Consider the following 26,782-nt stretch of genomic DNA (forward strand, 5'->3'; position numbering starts at 1 on the left):
GAGAAAAGCCTAAAGCTTACAGCCTACAGCCTAAAGCAAAAAAAAATGGCATACGATAAATTTAATATACTTACCAGCAGCGCAGTGCCGCTGCCAATTGAGAACGTAGATACAGATCAAATTATTCCGGCTCGTTTCCTGAAAGCTACAAAACGGGAAGGTTTTGGAGACAATCTTTTTAGGGACTGGAGATATAATAGTGATGATACTCCAAAAGCTGATTTCGTTTTGAACGACTCCACTTATAGCGGAAAAATTCTTGTTGGAGGAAAAAACTTTGGCTCAGGTTCTTCCAGAGAGCATGCTGCCTGGGCAGTTTATGATTATGGATTTCGCGCTGTTGTTTCAAGTTTCTTTGCCGATATCTTTAAAGGAAACTGTTTGAATATTGGCGTTTTACCCGTTCAGGTTAGCCCTGAATTTGCAGATACTATTTTCAAAGCTATCGAAGCTGATCCTAATACTCAATTAGAAATTAACTTGCCCAATCAAACCATTACTTTATTAGCGACAGGACAACAAGAGTCTTTTGCTATTAACGGATACAAAAAGAACAATATGGTTAATGGCTTTGATGACATTGATTATTTGCAAAATATTAAAGAAGACATTGTGGCTTTCGCCGATAAACTTCCGTACTAAAAAAATCTTGTTCACTCTATTTAGACCCGACAGATTCCAAAAACCTGTCGGGTCTTTCTAAATTAAAGAAGAGAAAAATACAAAACTACTATAATTTCATTTTTAGAAATATAGAATATCAATATGGAAAAAAGAAAAATTGAAATAATGGATACAACGCTTCGTGATGGTGAACAAACCTCCGGAGTATCTTTTTCTGCTGCAGAAAAACTGACCATTGCACAATTATTGTTGGAAGAATTAAATATTGATAGAATTGAAATTGCTTCTGCACGTGTGAGCGAAGGTGAATTTCAGGGCGTAAAAGGCATCATGACCTGGGCTGAAGAGAAAGGATACACTAACCGAATCGAAGTGCTTACCTTTGTAGATGGGGGTTTATCTATTGAATGGATGAAAAAATCAGGTGCAAAAGTTCAGAATTTATTAACCAAAGGCTCTTTAAATCACCTCACCCATCAGTTAAAAAAAACACCGGAGCAGCATTTTTCCGAAATTGCACAGGCGATCGCTTTAGCGAAAGAAAACAATATAGAAACCAATGTGTATCTCGAAGACTGGAGCAACGGAATGCGTAATTCTCCTGAATATGTTTTTCAATATTTAGATTTTTTAACGCAGCAGCCCGTAAAAAGAATTTTACTTCCGGATACGCTGGGCGTATTGATTCCGTCGCAGGCTTTTGAATTTATCTCCAAAATTACAGCGAGATATCCCAAAATCCATTTTGATTTTCATGCTCACAATGATTACGATTTAAGTGTTGCTAATGTTATGGAAGCCGTAAAAGCCGGCATTAACGGTTTACACGTGACCGTAAACGGAATGGGAGAACGCGCCGGTAATGCTCCTCTGGAAAGTACCGTGGCCGTAATAAACGATTACATGCCAGAAGTGAGTATCAATATAAAAGAAACCTCCTTGTATTCAGTGAGCAAACTGGTGGAGACTTTTACCGGGTACCGAATTCCTGCCAATAAACCCATTGTAGGCGATAATGTTTTTACACAAACTGCCGGAATTCATGCCGATGGTGACAATAAAAACAACTTATATTTTAATGATTTACTTCCGGAACGTTTTGGAAGAAAAAGAAAATACGCGCTCGGAAAGACATCGGGAAAAGCTAATATTGAGAAAAATCTTCAGGAGCTGGGCTTAAAACTAAATCAGGAAGACTTAAAATTAGTTACACAAAGAATCATCGAATTAGGAGATAAGAAAGAAACGGTCACCAAAGAAGATCTTCCCTATATCATTTCCGATGTATTGGACAGTCATACCTATCAGGATAAAATTACGATTGAGTCCTATATATTAGTACACTCAAAAGGAATGCGCCCGTCAACCACCTTGCTATTAAAAATTGATGACGAAGTTATCGAAGAAAATGCACAGGGCGACGGTCAGTTTGATGCTTTCATGAATGCGCTGTCTAAAATCTACAAACAAAAGAAATTAACATTACCAAAACTGATCGATTACGCCGTTCGAATTCCGCCCGGAAGCAGTTCCGACGCTCTATGCGAAACGATCATTACCTGGGTAAACAACGGAAAAGAATTTAAAACCAGAGGATTAGACTCAGACCAGACGGTTGCAGCCATTATTGCAACCCAAAAAATGCTGAATGTGATTACCGATTAGAGGCACAAAGGTTCATAGCAACAAAGGCACAAAGGTTTTTTAATCTTTAGTGCTTTTAAACTTTGAGCCTTTGAACCTTTGCCACTTTGAACCTTAAAACAATAAATACTAAAAATAATGAAATTTAACATAGCCCTTTTAGCAGGAGACGGAATTGGTCCTGAGGTAATAAATGAAGCTGTAAAAGTATCTGATGCTATTGCGAAAAAATTCAATCACGAAATAACCTGGACACCAGCTCTTACCGGAGCTTGTGCTATTGATGCCGTTGGGGTTCCTTACCCGGATGAAACACATGAAATTTGTATGGCTGCCGATGCCGTTTTGTTTGGAGCAATCGGTCACCCCAAATATGATAACGATCCAAGCGCACCAGTTCGTCCGGAACAAGGTTTATTGTTGATGCGTAAAAAATTAGGTTTGTTCGCCAATGTTCGTCCAACTTTTACTTTTCCCTCTTTAATTGATAATTCTCCTTTAAAAAGAGAAAGAATCGAAGGAACGGATTTGGTTTTCTTAAGAGAATTAACAGGCGGAATCTACTTTGGAGAAAAAGGAAGAAGAGACGGTGGAGAAACTGCTTTCGACAATTGCGTTTACACCAGAGCCGAAGTACAGCGTTTGGCTAAAAAAGGTTTCGAATTGGCGATGACACGCAGCAAAAAATTATGCTGTGTTGACAAAGCAAACGTTTTGGAAACTTCCCGTTTATGGAGAGAAACCGTTCAGGCAATGGAAAAAGAGTATCCGGAAGTTACAGTTTCTTATGAATTTGTAGATGCAGTGGCAATGCGTTTGGTTCAATGGCCAAATTCATATGATGTATTGATTACAGAAAACTTGTTTGGAGATATATTAACAGATGAAGCTTCGGTAATTTCAGGCTCAATGGGATTAATGCCTTCTGCTTCTGTTGGAGAACATACTTCTTTGTATGAACCTATCCACGGATCTTACCCACAGGCAACTGGATTAAATATTGCTAATCCGTTGGCGACTATTTTATCTGCAGCCATGATGTTCGAAGATGCTTTTGGATTAAAAGAAGAGGCTGAAGCCATCAGAACGGTTGTAAATAAATCTTTGGAACAAGGTTTTGTTACGGAAGATTTAGCTGTAAAAGGTGCAAAAACATACAAAACCAGCGAAGTTGGAGATTGGCTTGTATCGAACTTATAGGTAATTTTTGTTTCAAGTTTCAAGTTTCAAGTCGAAAACCTGAAACTTGAAACAAAAACTATTAAACATAAAAAAAGGGATCAATTTACATTGATCCCTTTTGTATATTTTAGAAAAAAATATTAATATCCTCCTCTGTTACCACCACGGTCATTTCCACCACGGCTGTTTCCTCCACCATAACCTCCGCGTGAATCTCCACCGCGACTGTTATTGTTGAAGCTTCTTCTTTCGCCTTCTGGTTTCGGTTCAGATTTATTAACCACAATTGCACGACCTTGAACAGTAGCTCCGTTCAATTCATCAATTGCTTTTTGAGCTTCAGCATCGTTTGGCATCTCAACAAAACCAAAACCTTTGCTTCTTCCTGTAAATTTATCAGTAATGATCTTAACTGAATCTACTGCTCCATAAGCCTCGAAAGACTCTCTTAAATCTGCTTCCTCAATACTGAATGGAAGACTTCCAACAAAAATGTTCATATGTACTTATTTATAATAATGTAGCAAATGTAATCTTATTTTTCTCTAATCTACTATATATTAGTTTATTTATGTTTTTATTTTGATTTTGACACCGTAATTTTAGAAAAATTAAATAATTAAAATTTAATTAATTTTCGAAACTGCTGCTGGGAGTGACCGGAACCTTGTAAAACACACCTTCAGTAAAACTTACATTCGTTTTTTCATTTTCGGCTGCATTTGAATTTACTGCCTTAAATTTAAATGTTCCCGAAATGGTTTTATTTTCAATATTATATTCTGTAATTGTTATTTGCCCTTCTCCAATATTTGGTCCGGTACTAAACAAAAAAACATCTGAGCCAATCTCATAATAGTAAGATGCCCTTGTTACATTATCAACTCCAAGAAAATAGGTCTTTTCCTCTGAAGATGCTAAATTAAGCAGTACCTGTTCAGAGCCCATCGTTCCTTTAATTGTTACTTTATCATCCAGGGCAATTTGAGCCTCAGAAATTTGAGCTCGCCAAAAAACATTGTCTTTTAAACCTTGAAAAGCCGGATTATTGAATTTCACCTCTTCTGTACAAGAGGAAAGCGAAAAAATTAATGAAAGAAAATAGAAGTATTTTTTCATGTAAAATAAATTTAGCGCAAAAGTATTTCATTTAAGAGAAATAATTAAAAAACAAGTCCAAAAAACAACAAAAATCAGGAATAATTTACCATTGGGACATTTAATACAATTTCGAACGTAGAATTAAGAAAAAAATTATATCTTTGCGCCCTTAATTAACAGAGGTCGAGTACCTCAAAATTTAATCATAAGATTATGTCAGTAAAAATTAGATTACAAAGACACGGTAAAAAACAAAAACCTTTTTACTGGGTTGTAGCTGCAGATGCACGCTCAAAAAGAGATGGTAAATACTTAGAGAAAATCGGTACTTACAATCCAAACACAAACCCTGCAACTATCGAACTAAACATTGATAGTGCCGTAAAATGGTTGCACAATGGTGCACAACCTACTGATACAGCCAGAGCAATTCTTTCTTACAAAGGTGCTTTATTGAAACACCACCTTGATGGAGGTATTCGTAAAGGTGCTTTAACTCAAGAACAAGCTGATGCTAAATTATCTGCCTGGTTAGATGCTAAAGCTGGAAAAGTTGATGCTAAAAAAGAAGGTTTAACAAAAGTGCAAGCTGATGCGAGAGCTAAAGCTTTTAAAGCAGAACAAGAAGTTAACGCTAAACGTTTAGCTGCTGCAGCTCAGGCTGAAGCTGATGCTATCGCTGCTGCAAATCCTGCAGTTGAAGAAGAAGAAGTTGCTGAAGTTGAAGCATCAACTGAAGAAACTGAAGCTCCTGCTGCTGAAGAAAATAACGAAACAACTGAAGCATAATTTTAGTTAGCGATAATGCGTAAAGAAGATTGTTTTTATTTAGGTAAAATCGCTAAAAAATTTAGTTTCAAAGGAGAAGTTCTGGCTTATTTAGACACGGACGAACCTGAGTTATACGAAAATCTGGAATCAGTGTTTGTTGAATGCAACAAACATCTGGTTCCTTTTTTTATTGAAAAAAGTTCATTGCATAAAAACGATTTTCTTAGAATTCGTTTTGAAGATATGAACACCGAAGAAGATGCAGATGCCATTATGGGCAATGCCATTTATCTTCCTTTAAATATGCTGCCAAAACTTACAGGCAACAAATTTTATTTCCACGAAGTAATTGGTTTTGAAATCGAAGACCAGCGTTTAGGAGTATTTGGAAAAATTGCTGCCGTAAATGATACTACTGCACAGCCTCTTTTTGAAGTTTTAAACGGCGAAGTTGAAATGCTGATTCCGATGATTGATCATTTTTTAGTGAAAATCGATCGTGAGAATAAAAAAGTGATCATGAACCTTCCGGAAGGATTGGTTGAGATGTACTTGTAGTTTTAAATTCCAAATTCTTTAAATTCCACATTCCAACCTAAAGGTTAAATTACAACCCGAAGCCTTGGAATGATATTTCAAATTCCAAACTTAAAAGGTTGATTCTTATTTTGTAAAGAAATTTATTTTTGAAAGAAAAAACTTTCTTTTATTGATGCTTTTTTTATAATTTTACATTCCAACGTTGGAATTTGGAATTTAAAAAATTGGAATTTACTTCATGAACAAACCTTACGATTTAGAAGAAAGAACTTTTCTGTTTGCAAAGGAATGTAGACTTTACATTCGAACCCTACCAAAAACGATATCAAATATTGAAGATGGTAAACAATTAATAAGATCATCTGGTTCGGTAGGAGCTAATTATTTTGAAGCTAACGAAAAATTGGGAAATCAAGGATTTATTATTTAGATTAAAAATTTCCCGAAAGGAAGCGAAGGAATCTAAATTTTGGCTACGCTTATTAAATGAATTAAATCCTGATCAAAAAATAATTTCTGATTCTTTATTATTTGAAGTAGAAGAATTACGAAAAATTCTATCGGCAATAATCACCAAAACATCAAAATAATTAATTAGGATTTTAATCTTATTTTTGCAGTACAAATCATCAGGAATTTACTTTTACCAATTTGAATTTGGAATTTCATTTTGGAATTTATAGTCTTCTGTTGGAATTTGGAATTTTTAAAAATTGGAATTTTCTATCTTTATGTTTAAATTCAAGCAATTCTCTATCCAACAAGATAAAACCGCTATGAAAGTCGGAACCGATGGTGTTTTATTAGGCGCCTGGGCTCCAGTAGCAAATAATCCATTTAGCGTTTTAGACATTGGTGCCGGAACCGGGATTATTGCTTTAATGCTCGCTCAGCGAACTCATGCCGAACAAATCGATGCTTTGGAAATTGACGAAGACGCCTACGAACAGGCTGTTGAAAATTTCGAAAGTTCTCCCTGGGGCGATCGCTTATTTTGCTATCATGCAGGCTTAGATGAATTTATTGAAGAACCCGAAGATGAATATGATTTAATCGTTTCGAACCCTCCTTTTTATTCCGAAGATTATAAAACCGAAAATGAACAGCGTGATCTGGCTCGTTTTCAGGATGCCATGCCTTTTGAAGAATTAGTAGAAGCTGCTGATCTATTGCTTTCTGAAAATGGAATCTTTGCTTTAATTCTTCCTTACAAAGAAGAACAAAGTTTTATCGCCCTGGCTAGAGAATCCGAATTGTACCCTCTAAAGATTACACGTGTAAAAGGAACTCCAACCTCAAGTATCAAGCGTAGTTTATTGGCTTTTAGCAGAAACGAAAAGGCAGAAATTGAAATCGATGAATTAATTATCGAAATCGAAAGACACAACTACACTCCTGAGTATATTGAAATGACTAAGGATTTTTATTTGAAATTTTAATTTAAATATAGAGAGAAAGCATCACTCCCTCTCTATACTTATTATATAATTATCTTTCACAGCACCAGCTTCCAGGGTATTGCACCGGATAAACTCCTCCACATGTCGGACTTGGATTCACACAATAGCCAGTTTTATCAGAATAACTCCAATCTCCTCCTTTTATTAATTTTTGCTCTTTTTCAGTTAACTTTTTAACCCCTTGTAAGTTTAAAACTTTTTTTAACATAATTTAAAATTTATAGATTTGTAATAACTCAATCATTTTAAGACACTTGAGTCTTATGTCTACTCTTGCGCAAGAATATCTTAATTCATTTTAGAATTATAGAAAAAAAGAGCCATTCAACGGGGGAGTTGAAAAATTTAAATGACATAAAATATTAATGAGTACATAACCAAACAATCATTAAGTCGATTATGTAAAACTAACCTTATAAAGATAAATATTGATCTCTTAAACGGAAGGAAATAAGAGGTTTATTAAAAACATTTTAGGGTTATTTTGTTAAATTAAAACTAAGAATCAAACGTTCTGAATTACTACAAGTGAGATTAAAAGGACTCTGTTACTACTAAACCTGCTCGAAAATATTTTTAAACTGATATAAAATCCTTTCGAGCAATCGCAAGTCTTCGGTTACGATTTCAGCGCTTCCTTTCATTTCCTGCTGGAATATGATTTGTTTTTTATAAGAAGTCTCTAATCCGTTTGGCAGGGCAACGTCTAACAGTAAGTTACCGTCTTTATCCGGAACCAGGGAAATATTCTGAATTTTACCATATAAAACCCCGAATTCACGATCAGGAAAATTGGCCAGTCTGATATTCACTTTTTGACCTACTTTTATTTTACCTGAATTTAGAGCCGGTGCTTTTACTTTGCCTACAAATCCATTTTTCGCATCCGGAATTATCGAAAAAACATTATCTCCTGAATTGATGGTTTGATTCTCTGTCCATACTTGTAAAAAAGTAATAACACCACTAATCGATGATTTTAAAGCATAATTGAGTTCCCAGTCTTTTATCACTTTTTTTAACTGATAAAAGGACTGCGCCATATTTCTTCCCAGATTAACTTCTTCTTTAGTACTGTTTATATGAGAGCTCTGACTTGATTTTGTATTATCAATCAATGATGATCTTAATTGGGAAATAGACGACAACAGGCTTCTGTAATTCTTCTGAGCCTGGAGATAATTTAGCTTTTTAGCTTCCATTTCCTGAGTTGAAACGATTCCTTTATTGAATAATGTTTCAAAACGGGCGACCTCATTCTTCTGAAGCTGTAATTCACTTTCGTTGATTACTTTCTGTTGCTGCAAAATCTCCAATCGCTCCTTAATTTGAATGTTTTCTGAATTCTGCGCTCTGTTCTCCACTTCAAATGGCTGTAAATTTTTATTTAATTCCTGAGCCTGATAATCTTTTTGAAAAACAGCATAAGCGCTTTCAATTTCTCCTAATTGCGCATTTTTCAGTAAAGCAAATGGAAAATCTTTTTTTGAATCATTGATACTGTAGCCTTCAACAATACTTTTTAGCAAAAAGACATCTTTATAGTTGGCCGTATTTTCAATGATAGCCAAAATCATATTTTTTTTCACTACAGATTTATCTTTAACCAGTATTGCCTCTATACGTCCGGATGTTTTAGAAACTATTTTTTCCGGCGGAATATTGGTCGTAATAACAATTTCGGTATTTACAACATCCGGGTATTTAATAAACCAGGACACAAAAAACAGCATAAAAAGTATGGTAAATATCAAAACCGTCCCCCAGCGTATCATCCAATGTGGTACTTTTGTGAGAATGTCCTGAACTTCTTCACTTCTTAATTCGAATGTAGTATTATCTTCTGCCATGATTAATTTCCTAATTGCAATTGATTTCGAACCAATTCAAAATAATTCCCTTTTTGTTCTACTAAAGCCGAATGACTTCCAATTTCAATGATTTTTCCTTTATCTAAAACTACAATCTGATCCGCATTCATTACCGTACTTAACCGGTGTGCAATTACAACTACCGTTTTATCCTTGAAGAAAATATCCAGCTTTCGCATAATTTCTTTCTCATTATTAGCATCTAAAGCAGAAGTGGCTTCATCAAAAAACAGTATTTCCGGATTTTTATAAACTGCTCGCGCGATAAGCAATCGTTGTTTCTGACCTGTACTCATCCCTACACCTTCAGCCCCTATTTTTGTATTATACCCTAGCGGCAAACTACTTACATACTCTTTTATATTCGCTACGTCGGCTGCATAAATCAATCTTTCTTTATCTACTTTATCAACTCCTATAGCAATATTATTTGCAATCGTATCGCTAAAAATAAAACCCTCCTGCATGACAGCCCCGATATTGCCTCTCCATGCTTTTTGGGAAATATTCTTCAATTGTGTAGTGCCTATGTTAACCTCCCCTTTTTCCGGTTCATAAAATTTAAGGAGTAATTTCATTAAAGTTGTTTTCCCGCTTCCGCTCACGCCAACAATAGCTGTAACCTTATTCGCCGGAATTATTAAACTCAGATCATCTAATACCGGAATATCGGATCCCAAATAACGGTAGGATAGATTTTTTATTTCTATATCAGCATCAAAAGGAACATCACTGGTTTGATGCACTTCCTGCTGCGTTTCATCTTCTTTATCATGAATTTCAGACAATCTTGCCAATGAAATTTTAGCATCCTGAAGCTCCCGGACAAACTCAATAAGTTGTGTAATCGGCCCATTTAAACTCCCTACAATTGAACTTATCGCCAGCATCATACCCAGTGTAATGGAACCGTCAATAACCAATTTTGCAGACAGGAATATGATAAAAATATTCTTAAGCTCATTTATTACAGAAGACCCAATAGTTTGCGTCTGCTCTAAAATCAGCCCTTTTATTGAAACCCGGAATAATCTTGCCTGTACATACTCCCAACCCCAACGCTTTTGTTTTTCGGCATTATGAAGCTTTATTTCCTGCATTCCGTTAATAAGCTCCATTACTTTACTTTGCTCCTGAGATACTTCGGCAAAACGTTTGTAATCGAGAATTTCTCTTCGTTTCAGAAATAGGGTGATCCACACGAAATAAAGAACACTTCCTGCAAAAAACACAAAAAATATCTTGAGATTAAAGTAGGCTAAAACACCTCCCATAACGAACATATTGATTACAGAGAATAAAACATTTAAGGATGACGTAGTCAAAATTCGTTCTATTCTTCGGTGATCATTGATACGCTGCATTATATCTCCCGTCATGCGGACATCAAAGAAGGAGATCGGCAGGTTCATTAGCTTAATAAAGAAGTCTGAGATCAACGAAATGTTTATTCGAGTAGAAAGATGAAGTAATATCCAGCTTCGGATAAGCTCTAAACCTGTTCTTCCGGCGAAAAGAAACAATTGCGCAAAAAGAATCAGATAAATAAAATGAATATTTTGGTTTTGTATCCCAATATCAACAATACTCTGGGTTAAAAAAGGAAAAATCAACTGCAACAAACTACTGGCCAGTAACCCGATACTTAATTGAATTAAAAATGATTTGTATCGCAATACATATTGTGACAGCAATCCGAATCCAAAACTATTATTATCTTCTCTGTCAAAATCGGTCTGAAAGAATTTTGGAGTAGCTTCTATCAACAATGCAATTCCTTCCTGAGTAGATTCGTCAGCATTGTTTCCTATCCAAAATTTAATAAAATCTTCTTTATTATATTCAATTAAACCAAAAGCCGGATCCGAGATATAATAAATACCTTTTTTTATTTTGTAAAGTACTACATAATGATTCTGATTCCAATGCAAAACACAAGGCAAAGGAGCTTCCTCCAGCCTTTCCGGACTTAACTTAACCCCTAAAGTCCTGAAACCAATTTTCTCAGCGGCATCGCTCAGAAAAAGCAAATTACTTCCTTCACGAGTCGTTTCACTATGATCCCTCAACTCCTGAATATGGATTGTCTTGCCGTAGTGTTTTGCAATGATTTTTAAACACGTTGGGCCACAATCTTTATAATCTGCTTGTTTGTAATTGGTGAATTTTTTCAATTCTAAATTGATTTAATGTAATAGCAATATTATACAAAAATTCTTAAAAAAAGAAGGTTCTCACTATAATATGTTAGATTTAAAATTTAATTCAATTTATTTTTAACAATTTCGCAAAAACAAAACAATCCCTTAGATATCAATTTGTTACGCTAATTTTATTTCTATTACCAGCGCTATTTTAAGAAAAATAATTATTATGAACTAAAAAAAAGCAGACAGGAACAATTTCCTCTCTGCTTTTACTATTTTATATTTAATAAATAACTATCCGCATAGTTCTGATCCGATCTCAACAATGCACATGTTCTGGAACGTATTCCATTTTCCACCAACTGCAGTACATTGGTCTTTAGAAATAGGGGCATAACAATGATATTGATCAATTCCTCCTTTAATTTCTTTTTGCTGATTTGCCGTTAAAATTTCAACTCCGTTTAGGTTTTTTAGTTTTTTCATAATTTGAATTTTGTTTGATGTTAAATATTTATTTAAGTAAGATTATTTGTTGATTAGTCCCAATTAATGAATATTTCATTCCTGAACTTCTTACTAATTCAAAAGTTCTCTTAGACATTTTAATATTCTCAATTTAAAATGTTTAGGCTTTATGAAGTTTTTAAACAATTCAATTATAGTATTTTTACTACTATTTTATTCTGCTGCAAAAAAAAAGAAAGTTTACACTCTCTTTTATATTAAATACATTTTAGTACTACTAATTTCTCTAGGAGATGGTACACTGGTTAGTCCTAACCAAATAAAACCAACCAAGTGACCAATTATCCTGAGAATCCCAACACCAATCATCAATGTGGGGATATTTGCCCGATGTTCCACGATCAGGCGCCTACAAATTCAAAAAAAACATGACTAAATTTTAAATAAGGCTTTATTTTTTGCGTACTAAAACTGTAAAATCAAATTATGGGCGTATACAACGCCAGGAATTATATTCACAAATTGATCCTTTAGGACATGTTCCGTCTTCGTAACATGCAAGACCTCCTTTAATAACTTTTTTTTCCTCTTTTGTAAGCTCTTTAGCTCCTTCAAGGTTTAGGATTTTCTTTAACATAACTTTAAGTTTTGTGAGTTACTACTCCAACTATTTAAAGACATTGAAGCTCAGGTCTATACTCTATATCTATGCTGTCTTTTCTAAAACTTCAATTTCTTTCTCCTCTACAAAATCATTTAAAAAATATTTCAATTCGTTTAGTTCATATTCGTTAGGAAATATTTTCTCATTTACAATCTTAACAGGTGTATAGTTAAAATTGTTTTTAGAGCACCATTCATATTGTTTTTGTATCTCCTGGTTTATCAACATGCTTACAGGTTCTGTATGCCATTTTTTCAACCATTTTTTAAGCCCAATTTTTTTAATGTGCCAATCTGAGATTGCTTCTACTGTTTTTCCCGGAGTAGCCCTGTTTATGGTTAAAAGTCTCTCGACAACAATCTTATAAGGGTTATCTATATTTTCAGGGTTAACATTAAACAATACATTTAGGAATATCTTATCGGGAAATCTTAAAACCAGATCAAATGCTTCCTGAAATGTCTTGTGACAATGTCCACAACTTGGACTTATTATTACAGACAACTTTATTGCTGCGTTTCTGTTTCCAAAATTCAATCCTCTCAGATCCTCAAATCCTAGAGTATATGGTACCTTTTTCGACAGAAAATTTAATAATGAAAAATTTCTTTTAAATTTTTTCAACTCTTTTAAGTCACCATCTACATTTAGTATATTCTTAATAATAGGTTTTAAAGCCATCCAGAATGTTACTAAAAAAACCAGTGAGAATAAAAACGGGAAAACACTACCGAAACTAAAACTCAGCGTAAAAAAATCTGATGCAAACCAAATTATACTTTGTACCAAGATCAAAGCTGAAACTGCCAGGCACATTACACACCATTTTTGAATTTCAAATTTTTGTATCCAGATTGATGTTACAACAACCGGAATTGCCAATAAGCTCAAAAAACCAATAAAAATTGATGAATTTGAAGGCTGAAGCAAGATTGCCAAAAAACTTGAACTAAAAAAAATCAAAGGCAAGTCTGAAAAACCAACCCATTTTCTGCCGGATCCATCAAAATTAAGAACGGAGTTACAAGAAGCATTAGGGGTAAGATTACAAATCTTTGAAATAATCGCACTTTTTAAACCTAATTTTTCCTGAACAATTAAAATACTAACAAATAATCCTAAAAGTGATGTCGTTAAAAATACAGCACTGAAAAAATTATAACTATTGTAAAAAAATGATAATCCAATTAAAAGAAATAACGGAACATAATATTTTACATTTTTATATTGATCCTTGAAGCCTTCTCTTCCAACTGTACTGTTCGGTTCAATTGCTACAATTACACCATTCCAGTCTAGGAGAAAACTATCATAAGATATTTTTTCACTTCCTTTTTTTATAGTTTCGATGCGAACATAATCGTTTGATCTTTCAACTAAAGTAAGTTCTTCTTTAAAATACGCTAAAAAATTAGATGGTAAATTTTCAATCTGTTCTTTCGAAACACGCACTGCTGCATTCTCCACAGACAACAAATCCAATGAATCTGTTATCGCAAACAAACTTGGATAATTTGGATGAGAAAGAAACAAATCTTTGAACTCATTTTTTATATCCGAGTACTTGTTAATTAGAAGAAATTTCTGAACCAGTTTTAACATCTTTTTGTGGCGTTTAAATCATAACTACGATGCAAATATTGTGGTTTTTATTTGAAAAAAAAGCCTTTGTATATACTTTTTATTAATTATAGCACATACAATTTATAAATTATACCAGCCTGAATAAAATGTATAAATCTCTGTTTTTCAGTTTATTAAATCTATTTTACAGCTCATAAAATCGCAAAAAGCCAATTCTCGATTAAGGGTTTTGCTTTTTGTCTAGTTTTGAAAAAGTTAAACCATAGCACTCAAAAACATGACAAAAAAAAAATTAAAATTCGAAGATTTTGAAGTAGAAAAATTATCTAAAAATCAGCAAAAAATTGTACTCGGAGGAAATATTCCTGAGGAAGAAAAAGATCCGGTTCGCGGTCCGGGGACAACTAACGGAAATGGATAAATTTTAATTAAACAGATAAAAAGAATAACTTTAATAAATAATTATTATGAAAAGTAAAAAACTAAAATTCGAAGATTTCAAAGCCGATAAAATAAATAAAACACAACAAAAAATGGTTTGGGGTGGTGATCCAACAGGCGGAGAAGATCCGGTAGATGGAAAAGACCCCATCAGAGGCGGGGGAGGCAGCGGCACCGGAGGAAATGGAAACGGATAAGGTCTCCTGAAAAAAATCATTGAAAACGAATTAAATATTATTCGCAAACTGAGCTGGAGATACTCCAGTTCTTTTGCGAAATGATTTCGCAAAAGACACTGCATTTTTAAACCCTACACTTTCTGCAATAGCCTGAGTAGAGTATTTGCGATACATATGATTGCTAATCATCTCATTGATTACGTAATTAATTTTAAGCTCATTCGAATATTCGCCGAAAGATTTTCCAAATCTTTTATTTACAACATAGGATAAATAAGTTGTATTCGTTTTTATTTTTTTAGCAACATAAGACAACGTAAAATCAGCATTTAAGTATTCGAGTTTATTTTCTAATGCCAGCAATTTTTCTACGATTTTATTTTCTTTCGCTTCATCAATACTCAAATTAGCATTTTCTTTCTTAAGCAATACATCTTCTTCCTGCTCTATCACAGCAATTTCGGGCTGAGGATTCTCTTTCTTCTCCAGATTCGCTTTAAATTCTTCAATCAACGCATTCATTTTTTTATGCGCCTTATTTTTGTCTCTGATGTTTTTAATCAGCAAAAAGACAATTCCGATCACCAGTAAAACATAAAAAATCTTCAACGCTTTATTCAAAAGAACGTCATTTTCATATTTTTTCTGAATAGTAACCATCTCATTACTCAAATCACCGGTTCCCAATCTATAATTAACCTCTAAAGCCTCATTGTTTAATTTTGCCTCTGATTTCTCATAATTATCCAAATAGATTTTTGAATGCTTGAAAGCCAATTCAGGTTCCTTCTTAATGTTATAAATTTTTGCCTGATAGTAATTTGACTTTAAAAAGCTTTCATCTTTTCTATTATCTACCATGGAAACAGAATCTACCTTTTTGAAAAAAACCAGTGCCCTGTCATACTTTTTTATTTCATAATACAGATTACCCAGATTGTAAGTGGCAATTTTATACTCTCTGTTAAAATTATTTTGCTGCGCAAAAAATATAATGTTATAGTAGGTCTTTTCAGCATTCTTAAAATCATTTTTCATATAATAAACATTCCCTAAACTTATTTTAGCAGAGATATTGTTCATTGGCAAATTTTGAGAATACGAAACTGTTTTTTTATAAAAATAAGCTGCCGAATCAAGTAGTGTTGTCTGATTCTGGTTTTTCATGTACCAACTTTCGTACCAACCTGCCAGAGTAAGATTATTATTACTCTTTATGGTATGAAATTGCTCTTTGGTATAGAAACTTTCATTTTTGTCTATAAAATCATTGATTTGCTTTAAGTTTTTGATAGCCAATTGATAATTGCCAATTGCATCATTAATAAAAGCAATATTACTTTTGAATTTTACAATCTGGATAATGTCTTCTATCTGAACAGAAATTTTCATTCCTTTCTGATAATTTTCAAGAGCAGCACTATAATTACCTTTTGAAGCGTCTATTAATCCGCCATAATTGTAGAGATAAGATTTAAGCTGAATTTTTTCTCTGGACTCGGGCATTTTATCTAAATATTGAAATGCCAGGTTATATTTTTCTTTAGATTTTGCGGTATGATCTTTTAACTGAAATAAGTATGCCAATGCAACATTTGCAAAAGCCATATGCTTATTATTGTCAGACTTTGCCATTTTATAAGCGTAGACTGCAGCACTATCTCTATTTGCGTTAAGATTTAAACGTATTTTATCCTGCAGGAGCAAATATTCTTGTTCCGTTAATTCTTTCTTTTGTTGTGCAAAAGAATTATTCAGGACAAAAAAAAGTAAAAAAGAGATGATCAGCCTCATTTATATTGTTTTTGGACTCAAAAATAGTTTATAAAAAACCAATAAACTAAAATTACTTCTTCTTATTCTTATTTATTTTTATCAGATGTTATTAAAATATAACAAATTACCTTTGTTTTGTTATATTTTTATTACGTAAATTTGTTTTGTAAAACTAACTAAAGATGAAACCAGACTTATTTCAAGCCCCAGATTATTATAACCTTGACGATTTATTGACAGACGAGCATAAATTGGTGCGCGACTCAGCACGTGCATGGGTAAAAAGAGAAGTTTCTCCTATTATAGAAGAATATGCTCAAAAAGCAGAATTTCCTAAACAAATTATTAAAGGGCTTGGGGAAATTGGTGGTTTTGGACCTTATATTCCTGAAGAATATGGCGGAGCAGGATTAGACCAGATTTCTTATGGCTTAATCATGCAGGAGATCGAACGCGGGGATTCCGGTGTACGATCGACTTCATCTGTACAATCTTCCTTGGTAATGTACCCGATTTGGAAATACGGAAACGAAGAACAAAGAATGAAATACCTGCCGAAATTGGCAACAGGTGAATTTATGGGTTGTTTTGGCCTTACAGAACCTGATCACGGTTCTGATCCGGGAAGTATGATCACCAATTTTAAAGATATGGGGGATCATTATCTTTTAAACGGTGCCAAGATGTGGATTTCGAATGCTCCTTTTGCTGATATTGCAGTAGTCTGGGCTAAAGATGAAACGGGCAGAATTCACGGCTTAATTGTAGAACGCGGTATGGAAGGCTTTTCTACTCCCGAAACACATAATAAATGGTCACTTCGTGCCTCATCAACAGGAGAATTAATTTTCGATAATGTAAAAGTTCCCAAGGAAAACCTTTTGCCAAATAAATCCGGTTTGGGCGCACCACTTGGCTGTCTCGATTCAGCCAGATACGGAATTGCATGGGGAGCAATCGGAGCAGCAATGGATTGTTACGATACCGCGCTGCGCTATGCCAAAGAACGAATTCAGTTTGGAAAACCAATTGCAGGAACTCAATTACAACAAAAGAAATTAGCCGAAATGATTACCGAAATCACAAAAGCGCAATTGTTAACCTGGCGTTTAGGCGTTTTGAGAAATGAAGGAAAAGCAACAACGGCACAGATTTCAATGGCCAAAAGAAATAATGTAGATATGGCCATTCATATTGCACGTGAAGCAAGGCAAATGCTGGGTGGAATGGGAATTACAGGCGAATATTCTATTATGCGCCACATGATGAATCTTGAAAGTGTCATTACGTATGAAGGAACCCATGATATTCATTTATTAATTACGGGAATGGATGTAACTGGAATTCCAGCATTTAAATCGTAACCGTCTATTAAAATATATACAAAATCAATATAAAAAAGCTTCTTCTTACCGAGAAGCTTTTTATCTTTGCTTCAAAATTTATTAAAATGAATATTGAAAGTATAAATAATAGCATCCAACCTCAAAAAGACCAGCTTTTACAACATTCTTTATATAATAAAATACAAAGTATAGATGATTTACATAGCTTTTTAGAAAACCATGTTTTTGCTGTTTGGGATTTTATGTCATTATTAAAGGCGTTACAAGCTAAACTTACGTGTACTACAACACCTTGGTTTGCGACCAAAAATCCTGAAACAAGATATTTAATCAATGAAATTGTGCTAGCCGAAGAAACTGATTTAACGATAGACGGAAGAAGACAAAGTCATTACGAGATGTATCTGGAAGCAATGGAAGATTGCGGAGCAGATACCACCGGAATCAATACTTTTTTGTCTGAAGTACATTCGCTTCATAACATTTTTGTTGCGATCAAACAAAGTGCGCTTCACCCTGATGTAAAATCCTTTTTAGATTTTACCTTCAGAGTTATCGAACAAGGAAAACCACACGAAATTGCTGCTGCCTTTACTTTCGGAAGAGAAGATCTGATTCCGGGTATGTTTACTGAAATCCTGAAAAACTTCCAGAAAAACCTGCCCGAAACCGATTTAAGTAAACTGCTTTATTATTTTGAAAGACATATCGAACTAGATGCAGACGAGCACGGACCAATGGCCATGCAAATGATCACTGATCTTTGCGAAGAAGATGCCCAAAAATGGAAAGATGTTGAAGATATTTCAATTTTGGCATTAGAAAAAAGAATCGGTCTTTGGAATGCCATCGAAGAAGAAATAGTAATGAAAGCAGAAATGGTGTAAAACCAAAACTGCGTATTTAACGTAACTATTTGTTTAGAATGTCCCAACTTAATTTAAACAAATTATGACAACAGAGTTCAAACAAATAGTTATTGTTTTATTTTCTATTTTTCTTATGAGTTGCAGTTCTGATGAAATGCCTTCGCAAAACAATTTTACTGTTGTACCACCTACAACGACAACACCTGCTACACCTGTAGTAACTTCAATTAATTATCTGGCTTTAGGAGACAGTTATACAATAGGCCAAAGTGTCTGTGAAACCTGCAGGTATCCCGAACAACTCAAAGCAAGCCTGAAAGCCATCTATCCTCAAAGCAGTATTTCACTAAACATAATTGCTGCTACCGGCTGGACCACTTCTAATTTAATTTCTGAAATAAAAGCACAAAATCCCAAATCGAATTATGATCTGGTAACTTTATTAATAGGTGTAAACAATCAATACCAGGGCAGAAGTTTTTCACTCTATGAAAAGGAATTTCCGGAATTGGTTACCAAAGCTATTGCTTTAGCCAAAGGCGACAAAAAAAATGTAATTGTACTTTCTATTCCGGATTATGCCTACACTCCGTTTGGTAAAATCCAGATGGCAGGACAAGGTGAAAAAATAACTGCAGAAATAAACAAATACAACCAGTTTGCCGAGAACTACTGCACCAGCAACAATGTTGTTTTTGTTTCGATAACCGACATTACACGTCAGGGACTCATGAATCCCGATCTGGTAGCCGGAGACGGCCTGCATCCCTCTGAAAGTGCTTATACGTTATTCACGGAAAGAATGTTGCCTAAAGTAAAAATAGCACTTCAAAATTAATCTTTTGTTCTGCTATTATTTTTTATAAGGAACTTAAAATAGTAAACTTATCAAAAAAGAGGAAATAGCTCCAAGAACAAACCATAACAATCTTGAAACCCGATTGTCACGAATAATTTCCATTTTATTCAGATCTTCCATATTGTTGATTTATAGCACAAAAGTAAAGCACCGCAAAAAAGCAAATAGTCCGTAAAAGACATAATTCTATCAGATTAAGACAAATATCAGTTTTTTTGAAGGTGTTCAGGCCTGAGAAATCAGATTGCCTAAAAAATTAAAAAGAATTCCCGGAAAATATATTTAATTTTACTTCACTGTACCTATACATAGGTTAACAACCATACAGACTATGCAAGTTTCGCCTCCGAGGGAATTATCAGCTTATATCAAGCATTATCTTTTTTTAGAAAACAAAGGAAATACGGCTCAGCAACTCCGCTTTTTTTCTGATGGCAATACCGGAATTGTATTCTCACAAAAAAGCAAACTTATAGCTGGATTAAATAACTCTGAAACACGAAATTACCTGCCTGGCTCTTTTTTTTACGGACAACCAAACGGTTTTAAAAATATTTATTCAGACAACGAAATACTGATTGTTATTGTCGTTTTTCAACCTAATGGCATAAACCAGCTATTAGGAGTTTCCGGCAGTGAATTTCGGGATGCTATTATTACTATTGATGGTATATTTGGCAGTGCAGGTTTAGAACTTGAGGAAAAATTAGCCGAACAAGTAACAATTAAGGGTCGATTACAGCTGTTAAATCATTTTTTCAGAAGGATTGAAGCAAAAAAACCACAAACAAACCAATTGATAGCAAATGCCTCCTTAGATTTTATCCTCAAAAACAAGGGCCAGTTTTCTCTAAGTCAATTAGTAGCTTACACAGGTTATACGGAAAGACATATCGAAAGAAAATTTACGGAAGGTATCGGATTAAACCCAAAGAAATTTGCTGCCATTATAAAATTGCAACATTTTTTAAGTCTTCTTAAAAACAAAACCGGGAACATCTCTCTCACATCAATTTCGTATGAAGCAGGGTTTTCGGATCAGTCACATTTAATACGGGAATTTAAAAAACATACGGGAATAACACCACGGGAGTATCTGTATCATACCGGAAAACTAACGAACAATTTCATCGAAACCTTTCCTAAAAGCAAAATGTAAATGTCGGTTTTATACAATTTCTAAATTGCCGCTACTGCTATTTTTGATCTATCATTAATTATTCACCAAATGAAAAATCTAAAAATAGCTACTGCCCAGTTTGAAAACAGAAGTGGTGACAAAAACTACAATTTGTCCGTAATCGAAAAACTTTCGCAGAAAGCATCCAGTGAAGGCTGTGATGTAATTGCGTTTCACGAATGTTCTGTAACAGGATATACTTTTGCCCGGCATTTATCAAAAGAACAACTGCTTGATGTAGCAGAAATTATTCCGGAAGGGAACAGTATTTTAAAGCTTATTGAAATAGCCAAAAATAATAACATTGTTGTATTGGCAGGACTTTTTGAAAAAGATAAAAATGATACTTTATTTAAGGCTTATGTTTGTGTCGACAAAAATGGTTTAGTTGCGAAATATCGAAAACTTCATCCGTTTATAAATCCGCATCTCACTCCGGGAGATCGTTATTGCATTTTTGAAATCGGCGGCTGGAAGTGTGGAATCCTGATTTGTTATGACAATAACATAATCGAAAATGTACGTGCCACAGCTCTTTTGGGAGCTCAAATTATTTTTATGCCACACGTGACCATGTGCACTCCTTCTACCCGTCCAGGTGCCGGCTTTGTTGCTCCCGAGCTTTGGAAAAACCGGGAAACCGACCCGACTTCTTTACGAATGGAATTTGACGGCATGAAAGGCCGTGACTGGTTAATGAAATGGTTACCGGCAAGGGCTTATGACAATGCTATTTATGCCGTCTTTTCAAACCCTATCGGCATGGATGACGACCAGTTGAAAAACGGATGCGCTATGATTATTGATCCTTTTGGTGATATCCTTACCGAATGCCGCTCTTTTGACGACTCTTTTGCCACAGCGACAATTACTCCTGAAAAATGCATTCTGGCAGGAGGCAATCGCTACATAAAAGCCAGAAGACCCGATTTATACAAAGCGATCATTGGTATGGACCATCAACCGGAACAAAAGGTAGTATGGCTTGCTGATGGGAAAAAGAGTTAAAACCAAAAAATCGAAAGTCTTTTACCGGCCAAAAATCTATCTTTGATATCCTTTAATTTTAGAGAATAAAACAAAATAATGAAATTTCTTAAAACTGTAAATGAAGATATCGATGCCGTTTTCGATATTTATAATCAAGCTACCTCTTACCAAAAAACGGTCAACATAAAAAGCTGGAGAGGCTTTGAAAAATCACTGATCGAAAAGGAGATTGAAGAGAACCGACATTTTATAATCAGGGAAGAAGACGAAATTGCCTGTACTTTTGTGCTTACCTTCAACGATTTGATTATCTGGAAAGAAGCGGCTGCAGACCCTGCCGTCTATATTCATCGTATTGCTACGAATCCAAAATTCAGAGGACGTTCTTATGTGAAGAAAATCATTGAATGGGTTAAGACATATGCCAAAGAAAACGGAAAAACGTATATCCGACTTGACACGCATAGCGGTAACGAAAGAATAAATAAATATTACACCAGCTGCGGTTTTGACTACAAAGGCATCAGCGTTATCGAATGGACGGCAGAATTACCGGAACATTACAAAGAAGGTTCTTTTAGCTTGTTTGAGATTAAACTTTAAAAAAGCCGCTTCATTCAAAAAAGCAAAACCCTTGCGGAATTTCCATAAGGGTTTTGCTTTTTAAGTTTTCAAAAATCTTACGCTATTTATAATTTTCAAAATCAACATCGATTTTTTCAAACTGTTCCGACTTCTCTAAAATCGAATTGATCCGATATAATCCCTCCTGATTATGATCGGCCATAATAAAAGCAAATCCCCAGATATCTTTTGAAACCGTAAATTTTCCTGCTTCAGAATCTATGGTCATCAGCACCTCATCATTCATCCATAAATCCAGAATATCAATCATTTTTGGCTTTATTTCTTTGATTGCAGTCATAAAATCCGGGAAAAAGGTTTCCTTTTCAGCTCCATCAAAAACATCAATCAAAAGTTCTTCTGATTGGTACCCCGGACGAAAATAATATTGATACATATTTTCTTATTTTAATTGAAGTACAATATTAAATAGTTAAATTATGATTAGAACCTTTTATAAAGGATTTTTACCTTTCTTTTTTTTAAAGCACACCGTATTAGCATTCTGTACCAAAAGTTCTCTTTATTTTTTAACTGGCATTTTAGAATCTCCTACTATAACAATTATTTATATTATTCTAAAAATCAATAGATTAAATTTAGTTAAACTACCTTTGGCAATTGCAGGATAAACTATGAACCCAACACAGCCCAATACCACTTTTACAGATCTTGCACTTCTCTCTGAAGAAAAGACCAACCATCCGGCAGAATTAATTCTGGCTAATAAAAAACTCGCTCAGCAAATAGAAGATCGTGGCAAACGCGCCGCTGAATTGGTGATTGCCAATACGGAACTGGCTTTTCAGAATAAAGAAAAAGAAAAACGTGCTGCAGAGCTCGTTATTGCCAATAACGAATTGGCTTTTCAGAATAAAGAAAAAGAAAAACGCGCTGCTGAACTGGTTATCGCCAACCGGGAACTGGCTTTCCAGAACAAAGAAAAAGAAAAACGTGCTGCCGAATTACTGATTGCGAATATCGAACTTACCTATCAAAACGAAGAAAAGGAAAAACGTGCTGCCGAATTGATTGTGGCCAATAAAGAACTGGCTTTTCAAAACAGAGAAAAAGAAAAACGGGCTGCTGAACTTGTTATTGCCAATAGCGAACTGGCTTTCCAGAATAAAGAAAAAGAAAAACGTGCTGCTGAACTCGTTATTGCCAATAGCGAACTGGCTTTCCAGAACAAGGAAAAAGAAAAACGGGCTACCGAACTTTTAATCGCTAACATCGAACTTACTTTTCAAAACAAAGAAAAAGAACAGCGCGCTGCCGAACTTATACTTGCCAATACGGAACTGGCTTTTCAGAATGAAGAAAAAGAAAAACAGGCTGCTGCATTGCTGATCGCGAATAAAGAACTCGACTCTTTTACGTACATTTCCAGCCATCATTTACAAGAACCTCTGCGAAAAATTCAGGTTTTCTCCAATCGTATTCTTACTGACGAACACCAGAATCTATCCACAAAAGGACAATATTATTTTAAACGTACTGAAATTGCAGCTGCCCGCCTGCAGACACTTTTAAATGATCTGCTTACGTATTCCCAAACCAATTCGACCGACAAAAAATTTGTAGATACCAACCTAAATACGATCGTACAAAAAGTAGTCCTGGATCTTAAAGATGATATTGAAGAGAAAAAAGCCATTGTCGAAGTTTCTGTTCTGGGTAACGCTACTGTTATTCCGCTTCAGTTTAAAGAGCTTTTAAAAAATCTTATTTGCAATTCCCTTAAATTTTCCAGACCGGGTTTTCCTCCTCATATCATTATTAAAAACCATATTCCATTCGCAAGATCAAAAGACAGAAATCAATCCAAAAGTGGATATTATGCCCATATCAGCATCAGCGATAACGGCATTGGATTTGACCCACAATTTAAAGACCGGATTTTTGAACTTTTTCAATGTCTGCATACCAATTCGGAGTATGAAGGAACAGGGATTGGTCTTGCCATTGTAAAGAAAATTGTCCAAAACCATAATGGAATTATTACCACAACAAGCCAGCTTAATCAGGGTGCAACATTTGACATCTCTATTCCGATATCAGGAGAATAATGGCAACGGGCTAAAGATGTTTAAGTTTAGAATTCATTTTTGTATGAATTGTTTTGGAACGAAAGAAAATTAAGTATTAGCTCTTTCCAGATTTCAGTAAAATAACTAAAAAATGGACGCTCCCGATAAATTAAAAAACTGTATTTTTGTATAAAATTGAAAAGCATATCTTACAAAATAAGCCTGTTTTTACTACAATCTATATCTTAAAGAATTTTAATATCTTTGAATTATGAGCACAGCAACAAAACCAAATCACATAGGCCGAAAAATCAGCCGAATTCGTGAACTTAAAGACATGAAGCAGGAGGCACTGGCACAAGCTTTAGGTACCAACCAACAGGCAGTTTCGATTATCGAAAACAGCGAGACGATTGACGAAGAAAAGTTAATTGAAGTAGCAAAGGCCCTTGGCGTAACTGTTGAAGCTATTAAAAACTTTTCTGAAGAAGCTGTTTTTAACTATTTTAATAATTTTTATGACAACGAAATTAATGGTAGTGTTGTAGCACCACAGTCTAATCATTGCAATTTTAATCCTTTAGACAAAGTTGTTGAACTTTACGAACGTTTGGTACAAGCCGAAAAAGAAAAAAACGAAATATTCAGAGAAATTTCGAAAGGGAAATAACCTTTTACAAAACATAAATAATGCTATATAGAGATCCTAATTCGGGTCTCTTTTTTTGTTTAAAAAAATGGATTTCCTTCTTAATTCTGACAGTTTGACATTGTATTTTTCATACGTCATTTCTCCGTCACGTTACCGTCACTCCTCCGTCACCGCTCCGTCACTCCTATACGTGAACTTTATTGTAGATTTTGGGTAGATTTGGTCTTTTTTTGTCATATTGTCAGGGGTACTCGTGGTTAGAATGCTGATTTTATTAGTGGTTAAATTGAGGATCTGATTAATTTTATATCCCCAATATTGTCATTTCGACGAAGGAGAAATCACATTCGTAATTCGACAAAGATTGGCGACTTTTAGGGACGGAGTTTCTGGTGTGATTTCTCCTTCGTCGAAATTGACAAAATGTACAACATAAATCTACTCTCCCGCTCTCCAAAGTGTTCCTCATAAAAAGCTTCGCAAATGTCTCTCACTCTTTGCACAATTTTTTTGTGTTCTCGTGAAAATTAAAACCTGATGAAAATCTACCGACTTTTTAAGTTTGGTTATTTATGAATACTGATTTGATATAGCAGTTAACATTCTAAGAAAATTAGTTTTAAAGTCAGAGACTTTAAAAGATTTCTGTTTTAATTACATTTGTTTTAAAATGATGCAAAGTCAGAGACATTTGCATAGCGTCGATGAAAACTTCGGTGATCTGGAGTAAATCTTACTGGTGCTGCTTTAGATTCAAATGGTTTAATTCAGGGAGCAAGTTCAGTAGTGCAAAAATATAAAAAAGATAATTAATGATTTATAAATTACGTGTATCATCAGTGTTGCTAAAACTTTTACTAATTGGGATAGTATTCAATTTTTTGTTTTATTTTGTTACTAAAACTTTTAATTTTGAAGTTTATTTAATCTCTTTTACTATTATTGTTGTATTAGAGGTTTTTGTATTCTTTTTTAAACCATTCCTATATAAAATTGTTATACTTGAGAATTCAATCTGCTTTTATTACAGGAAATTTTTAATAAATAATTATTTTGAAAAGGCGAATCAAGAAGAAATTAGTTTTTCATACAAACCCGAAAAAGGAGCTAGAGGAAGTGAAGCGGAAGAATTGAGATTTTATATTAGGGGAATAAAAATAGCTGGAATAGGAAGAGGTTTTGATGGTTGGACAAAAGAAACTTTAGACAACATTATCGAGGAATTTGAAAATTTAAGAATAAATGAAATAGAGTAAATGAAAACAAAAAATAAAGTGATAATTAGGACTATCGCTTTATTTTTTGTTTTATTCTGGTCAATATACCCCTGCTCCGCGAATTGTCCCTTATGAAAAGCTGCGGAAATGTCTCTGAACTGACCCCATTTTTTGTTTGTTGTAAATTGTAAACGTGTCAAAAGTCTCCTGACTTTTTTATAATTAGTCTTAAACAATGTCTTATAAAATAGACAAAGTAAATCACACCAGAAACTCCGTACTTAAAGCCGCCAATCTTTGTCGAATTACGAGTGTGATTTCTCCTTCGTCGAAATGACAAAATGTACAACAAAAACTTTGTTCTTATTTTAAGAAAAAAGATTATTCCATAAAAAAACCCTTGTGAATTAAACTTCACAAGGGTTTTTAATTTTGCAGAGAGGAAGGGATTCGAACCCTCGATACAGTTACCCATATACTAGCTTTCCAGGCTAGCTCCTTCAACCACTCGGACACCTCTCTATTTCGGTTTGCAAATAACACAAAAAAAAATGACTTACAAA

The 26,782-nt window shown here is 34.3% G+C and carries 29 protein-coding genes and 1 tRNA gene; 19 read left to right on the forward strand and 11 right to left on the reverse strand.

Annotation, left to right across the window (positions count from 1 at the left end):
• Window positions 1-45 precede the first annotated feature (45 nt).
• The 3 genes from leuD to leuB all read left to right on the forward strand — a co-directional run bounded on the left by leuD (window position 46) and on the right by leuB (window position 3,468).
• Complete coding sequence (gene leuD / locus HAV12_RS22410) at window positions 46-642, forward strand: 3-isopropylmalate dehydratase small subunit (protein ID WP_171571537.1); 597 nt, start codon at window positions 46-48, stop codon at window positions 640-642.
• Between the two features lie 123 nt (window positions 643-765).
• Window positions 766-2,289: an alpha-isopropylmalate synthase regulatory domain-containing protein gene (locus HAV12_RS22415; protein ID WP_171571538.1), complete on the forward strand. Its 1,524-nt coding sequence runs from the start codon at window positions 766-768 to the stop codon at window positions 2,287-2,289.
• A gap of 117 nt (window positions 2,290-2,406) precedes the next feature.
• Entirely contained in the window at window positions 2,407-3,468 is a 1,062-nt protein-coding gene (gene leuB / locus HAV12_RS22420) for a 3-isopropylmalate dehydrogenase (RefSeq protein ID WP_171571539.1), read from the forward strand.
• Window positions 3,469-3,590: 122 nt separating this feature from the next.
• On the opposite strand, the gene HAV12_RS22425 is transcribed toward leuB, so the two are convergent.
• Together HAV12_RS22425 and HAV12_RS22430 are read right to left on the reverse strand one after the other, a co-directional pair.
• On the reverse strand, window positions 3,591-3,950 hold the full coding sequence (locus HAV12_RS22425; protein ID WP_026982652.1) for an RNA-binding protein: 360 nt from the start codon (window positions 3,948-3,950) through the stop codon (window positions 3,591-3,593).
• Between the two features lie 130 nt (window positions 3,951-4,080).
• Window positions 4,081-4,569, reverse strand: a complete 489-nt coding sequence (locus HAV12_RS22430; protein ID WP_171571540.1) for a DUF6252 family protein — start codon at window positions 4,567-4,569, stop codon at window positions 4,081-4,083.
• Between the two features lie 195 nt (window positions 4,570-4,764).
• Here HAV12_RS22430 and HAV12_RS22435 point away from each other — a divergent pair, with 195 nt between their 5' ends.
• The 5 genes from HAV12_RS22435 (at window position 4,765) to HAV12_RS22450 (ending at window position 7,301) form a co-directional block, all read left to right on the forward strand.
• Window positions 4,765-5,340, forward strand: coding sequence for a 30S ribosomal protein S16 (locus HAV12_RS22435; protein ID WP_171571541.1), 576 nt, complete (start codon window positions 4,765-4,767; stop codon window positions 5,338-5,340).
• 15 nt (window positions 5,341-5,355) lie between these two features.
• Window positions 5,356-5,880 (forward strand): ribosome maturation factor RimM, encoded by a 525-nt coding sequence (gene rimM / locus HAV12_RS22440; protein WP_171571542.1) that lies wholly within the window; start codon window positions 5,356-5,358, stop codon window positions 5,878-5,880.
• Window positions 5,881-6,100: 220 nt separating this feature from the next.
• A complete protein-coding gene (locus tag HAV12_RS23000; protein WP_255539425.1) occupies window positions 6,101-6,292 on the forward strand; it encodes a four helix bundle protein in 192 nt (63 codons plus the stop codon).
• Window positions 6,249-6,452: a four helix bundle protein gene (locus HAV12_RS23005; RefSeq protein WP_255539426.1), complete on the forward strand. Its 204-nt coding sequence runs from the start codon at window positions 6,249-6,251 to the stop codon at window positions 6,450-6,452. Before HAV12_RS23000 ends, HAV12_RS23005 begins: the two co-directional genes overlap by 44 nt.
• Window positions 6,453-6,593: 141 nt before the next feature.
• Complete coding sequence (locus HAV12_RS22450) at window positions 6,594-7,301, forward strand: tRNA1(Val) (adenine(37)-N6)-methyltransferase (protein ID WP_171571748.1); 708 nt, start codon at window positions 6,594-6,596, stop codon at window positions 7,299-7,301.
• Window positions 7,302-7,350: 49 nt separating this feature from the next.
• Here the strand turns inward: HAV12_RS22450 and HAV12_RS22455 are convergent, their stop codons facing one another.
• The 6 genes from HAV12_RS22455 to HAV12_RS22480 form a co-directional block, all read right to left on the reverse strand.
• Window positions 7,351-7,530, reverse strand: coding sequence for a hypothetical protein (locus tag HAV12_RS22455; RefSeq protein ID WP_197984821.1), 180 nt, complete (start codon window positions 7,528-7,530; stop codon window positions 7,351-7,353).
• 346 nt (window positions 7,531-7,876) lie between these two features.
• Entirely contained in the window at window positions 7,877-9,172 is a 1,296-nt protein-coding gene (locus HAV12_RS22460) for an HlyD family secretion protein (RefSeq protein WP_171571543.1), read from the reverse strand.
• A 2-nt stretch (window positions 9,173-9,174) separates the two neighbouring features.
• Complete coding sequence (locus HAV12_RS22465) at window positions 9,175-11,367, reverse strand: peptidase domain-containing ABC transporter (protein WP_132032307.1); 2,193 nt, start codon at window positions 11,365-11,367, stop codon at window positions 9,175-9,177.
• A 267-nt stretch (window positions 11,368-11,634) separates the two neighbouring features.
• Window positions 11,635-11,826 carry a hypothetical protein gene (locus HAV12_RS22470; RefSeq protein WP_171571544.1) on the reverse strand — a complete coding sequence of 64 codons (192 nt, stop codon included), beginning with the start codon at window positions 11,824-11,826 and terminating at the stop codon, window positions 11,635-11,637.
• 466 nt (window positions 11,827-12,292) lie between these two features.
• A complete protein-coding gene (locus HAV12_RS22475) occupies window positions 12,293-12,445 on the reverse strand; it encodes a hypothetical protein (protein WP_158286284.1) in 153 nt (50 codons plus the stop codon).
• Window positions 12,446-12,514: 69 nt separating this feature from the next.
• A complete protein-coding gene (locus HAV12_RS22480) occupies window positions 12,515-14,074 on the reverse strand; it encodes a vitamin K epoxide reductase family protein (RefSeq protein ID WP_171571545.1) in 1,560 nt (519 codons plus the stop codon).
• Window positions 14,075-14,333: 259 nt separating this feature from the next.
• On the opposite strand from HAV12_RS22480, the gene HAV12_RS22485 reads away from it, so the two are divergent.
• Both HAV12_RS22485 and HAV12_RS22490 read left to right on the forward strand, forming a co-directional pair.
• Window positions 14,334-14,477: an rSAM-modified peptide gene (locus HAV12_RS22485; protein ID WP_132032313.1), complete on the forward strand. Its 144-nt coding sequence runs from the start codon at window positions 14,334-14,336 to the stop codon at window positions 14,475-14,477.
• A 46-nt stretch (window positions 14,478-14,523) separates the two neighbouring features.
• Window positions 14,524-14,694, forward strand: a complete 171-nt coding sequence (locus tag HAV12_RS22490) for an rSAM-modified peptide (RefSeq protein WP_171571546.1) — start codon at window positions 14,524-14,526, stop codon at window positions 14,692-14,694.
• A 30-nt stretch (window positions 14,695-14,724) separates the two neighbouring features.
• Here the strand turns inward: HAV12_RS22490 and HAV12_RS22495 are convergent, their stop codons facing one another.
• Window positions 14,725-16,470, reverse strand: a complete 1,746-nt coding sequence (locus HAV12_RS22495; RefSeq protein ID WP_171571547.1) for a helix-turn-helix domain-containing protein — start codon at window positions 16,468-16,470, stop codon at window positions 14,725-14,727.
• Between the two features lie 164 nt (window positions 16,471-16,634).
• On the opposite strand from HAV12_RS22495, the gene HAV12_RS22500 reads away from it, so the two are divergent.
• The 6 genes from HAV12_RS22500 to HAV12_RS22525 all read left to right on the forward strand — a co-directional run bounded on the left by HAV12_RS22500 (window position 16,635) and on the right by HAV12_RS22525 (window position 22,299).
• Window positions 16,635-17,816, forward strand: coding sequence for an acyl-CoA dehydrogenase family protein (locus HAV12_RS22500; protein WP_127340632.1), 1,182 nt, complete (start codon window positions 16,635-16,637; stop codon window positions 17,814-17,816).
• An 86-nt stretch (window positions 17,817-17,902) separates the two neighbouring features.
• Window positions 17,903-18,685, forward strand: coding sequence for a DUF3050 domain-containing protein (locus HAV12_RS22505; RefSeq protein WP_132032317.1), 783 nt, complete (start codon window positions 17,903-17,905; stop codon window positions 18,683-18,685).
• Window positions 18,686-18,749: 64 nt separating this feature from the next.
• Window positions 18,750-19,505 carry an SGNH/GDSL hydrolase family protein gene (locus HAV12_RS22510; protein ID WP_171571548.1) on the forward strand — a complete coding sequence of 252 codons (756 nt, stop codon included), beginning with the start codon at window positions 18,750-18,752 and terminating at the stop codon, window positions 19,503-19,505.
• A 352-nt stretch (window positions 19,506-19,857) separates the two neighbouring features.
• Window positions 19,858-20,685 carry a helix-turn-helix domain-containing protein gene (locus HAV12_RS22515; RefSeq protein WP_171571549.1) on the forward strand — a complete coding sequence of 276 codons (828 nt, stop codon included), beginning with the start codon at window positions 19,858-19,860 and terminating at the stop codon, window positions 20,683-20,685.
• Window positions 20,686-20,754: 69 nt separating this feature from the next.
• Entirely contained in the window at window positions 20,755-21,714 is a 960-nt protein-coding gene (locus tag HAV12_RS22520) for a nitrilase family protein (RefSeq protein ID WP_171571550.1), read from the forward strand.
• A 78-nt stretch (window positions 21,715-21,792) separates the two neighbouring features.
• Window positions 21,793-22,299: a GNAT family N-acetyltransferase gene (locus HAV12_RS22525; RefSeq protein WP_171571551.1), complete on the forward strand. Its 507-nt coding sequence runs from the start codon at window positions 21,793-21,795 to the stop codon at window positions 22,297-22,299.
• An 82-nt stretch (window positions 22,300-22,381) separates the two neighbouring features.
• On the opposite strand, the gene HAV12_RS22530 is transcribed toward HAV12_RS22525, so the two are convergent.
• A complete protein-coding gene (locus HAV12_RS22530) occupies window positions 22,382-22,717 on the reverse strand; it encodes a hypothetical protein (RefSeq protein WP_171571552.1) in 336 nt (111 codons plus the stop codon).
• Window positions 22,718-22,955: 238 nt separating this feature from the next.
• Between HAV12_RS22530 and HAV12_RS22535 the strand changes: the two genes are divergently transcribed.
• From HAV12_RS22535 to HAV12_RS22545, 3 genes are all read left to right on the forward strand, one after another.
• Entirely contained in the window at window positions 22,956-24,389 is a 1,434-nt protein-coding gene (locus HAV12_RS22535) for an ATP-binding protein (protein ID WP_171571553.1), read from the forward strand.
• Between the two features lie 232 nt (window positions 24,390-24,621).
• Complete coding sequence (locus HAV12_RS22540; protein WP_171571554.1) at window positions 24,622-25,020, forward strand: helix-turn-helix domain-containing protein; 399 nt, start codon at window positions 24,622-24,624, stop codon at window positions 25,018-25,020.
• A gap of 794 nt (window positions 25,021-25,814) precedes the next feature.
• The gene (locus HAV12_RS22545) at window positions 25,815-26,258 is read left to right on the forward strand and encodes a hypothetical protein (RefSeq protein ID WP_171571555.1); all 444 of its coding nucleotides are present in this window, start codon (window positions 25,815-25,817) and stop codon (window positions 26,256-26,258) included.
• A gap of 396 nt (window positions 26,259-26,654) precedes the next feature.
• Here HAV12_RS22545 and HAV12_RS22550 read toward each other — a convergent pair.
• Window positions 26,655-26,741, reverse strand: a tRNA-Ser gene (locus tag HAV12_RS22550).
• Window positions 26,742-26,782 lie beyond the last annotated feature (41 nt).

Origin of the sequence: Flavobacterium sp. CLA17 (genome assembly GCF_013112255.2) — a bacterium.
Classification (GTDB): Bacteria; Bacteroidota; Bacteroidia; order Flavobacteriales; family Flavobacteriaceae; genus Flavobacterium; species Flavobacterium circumlabens.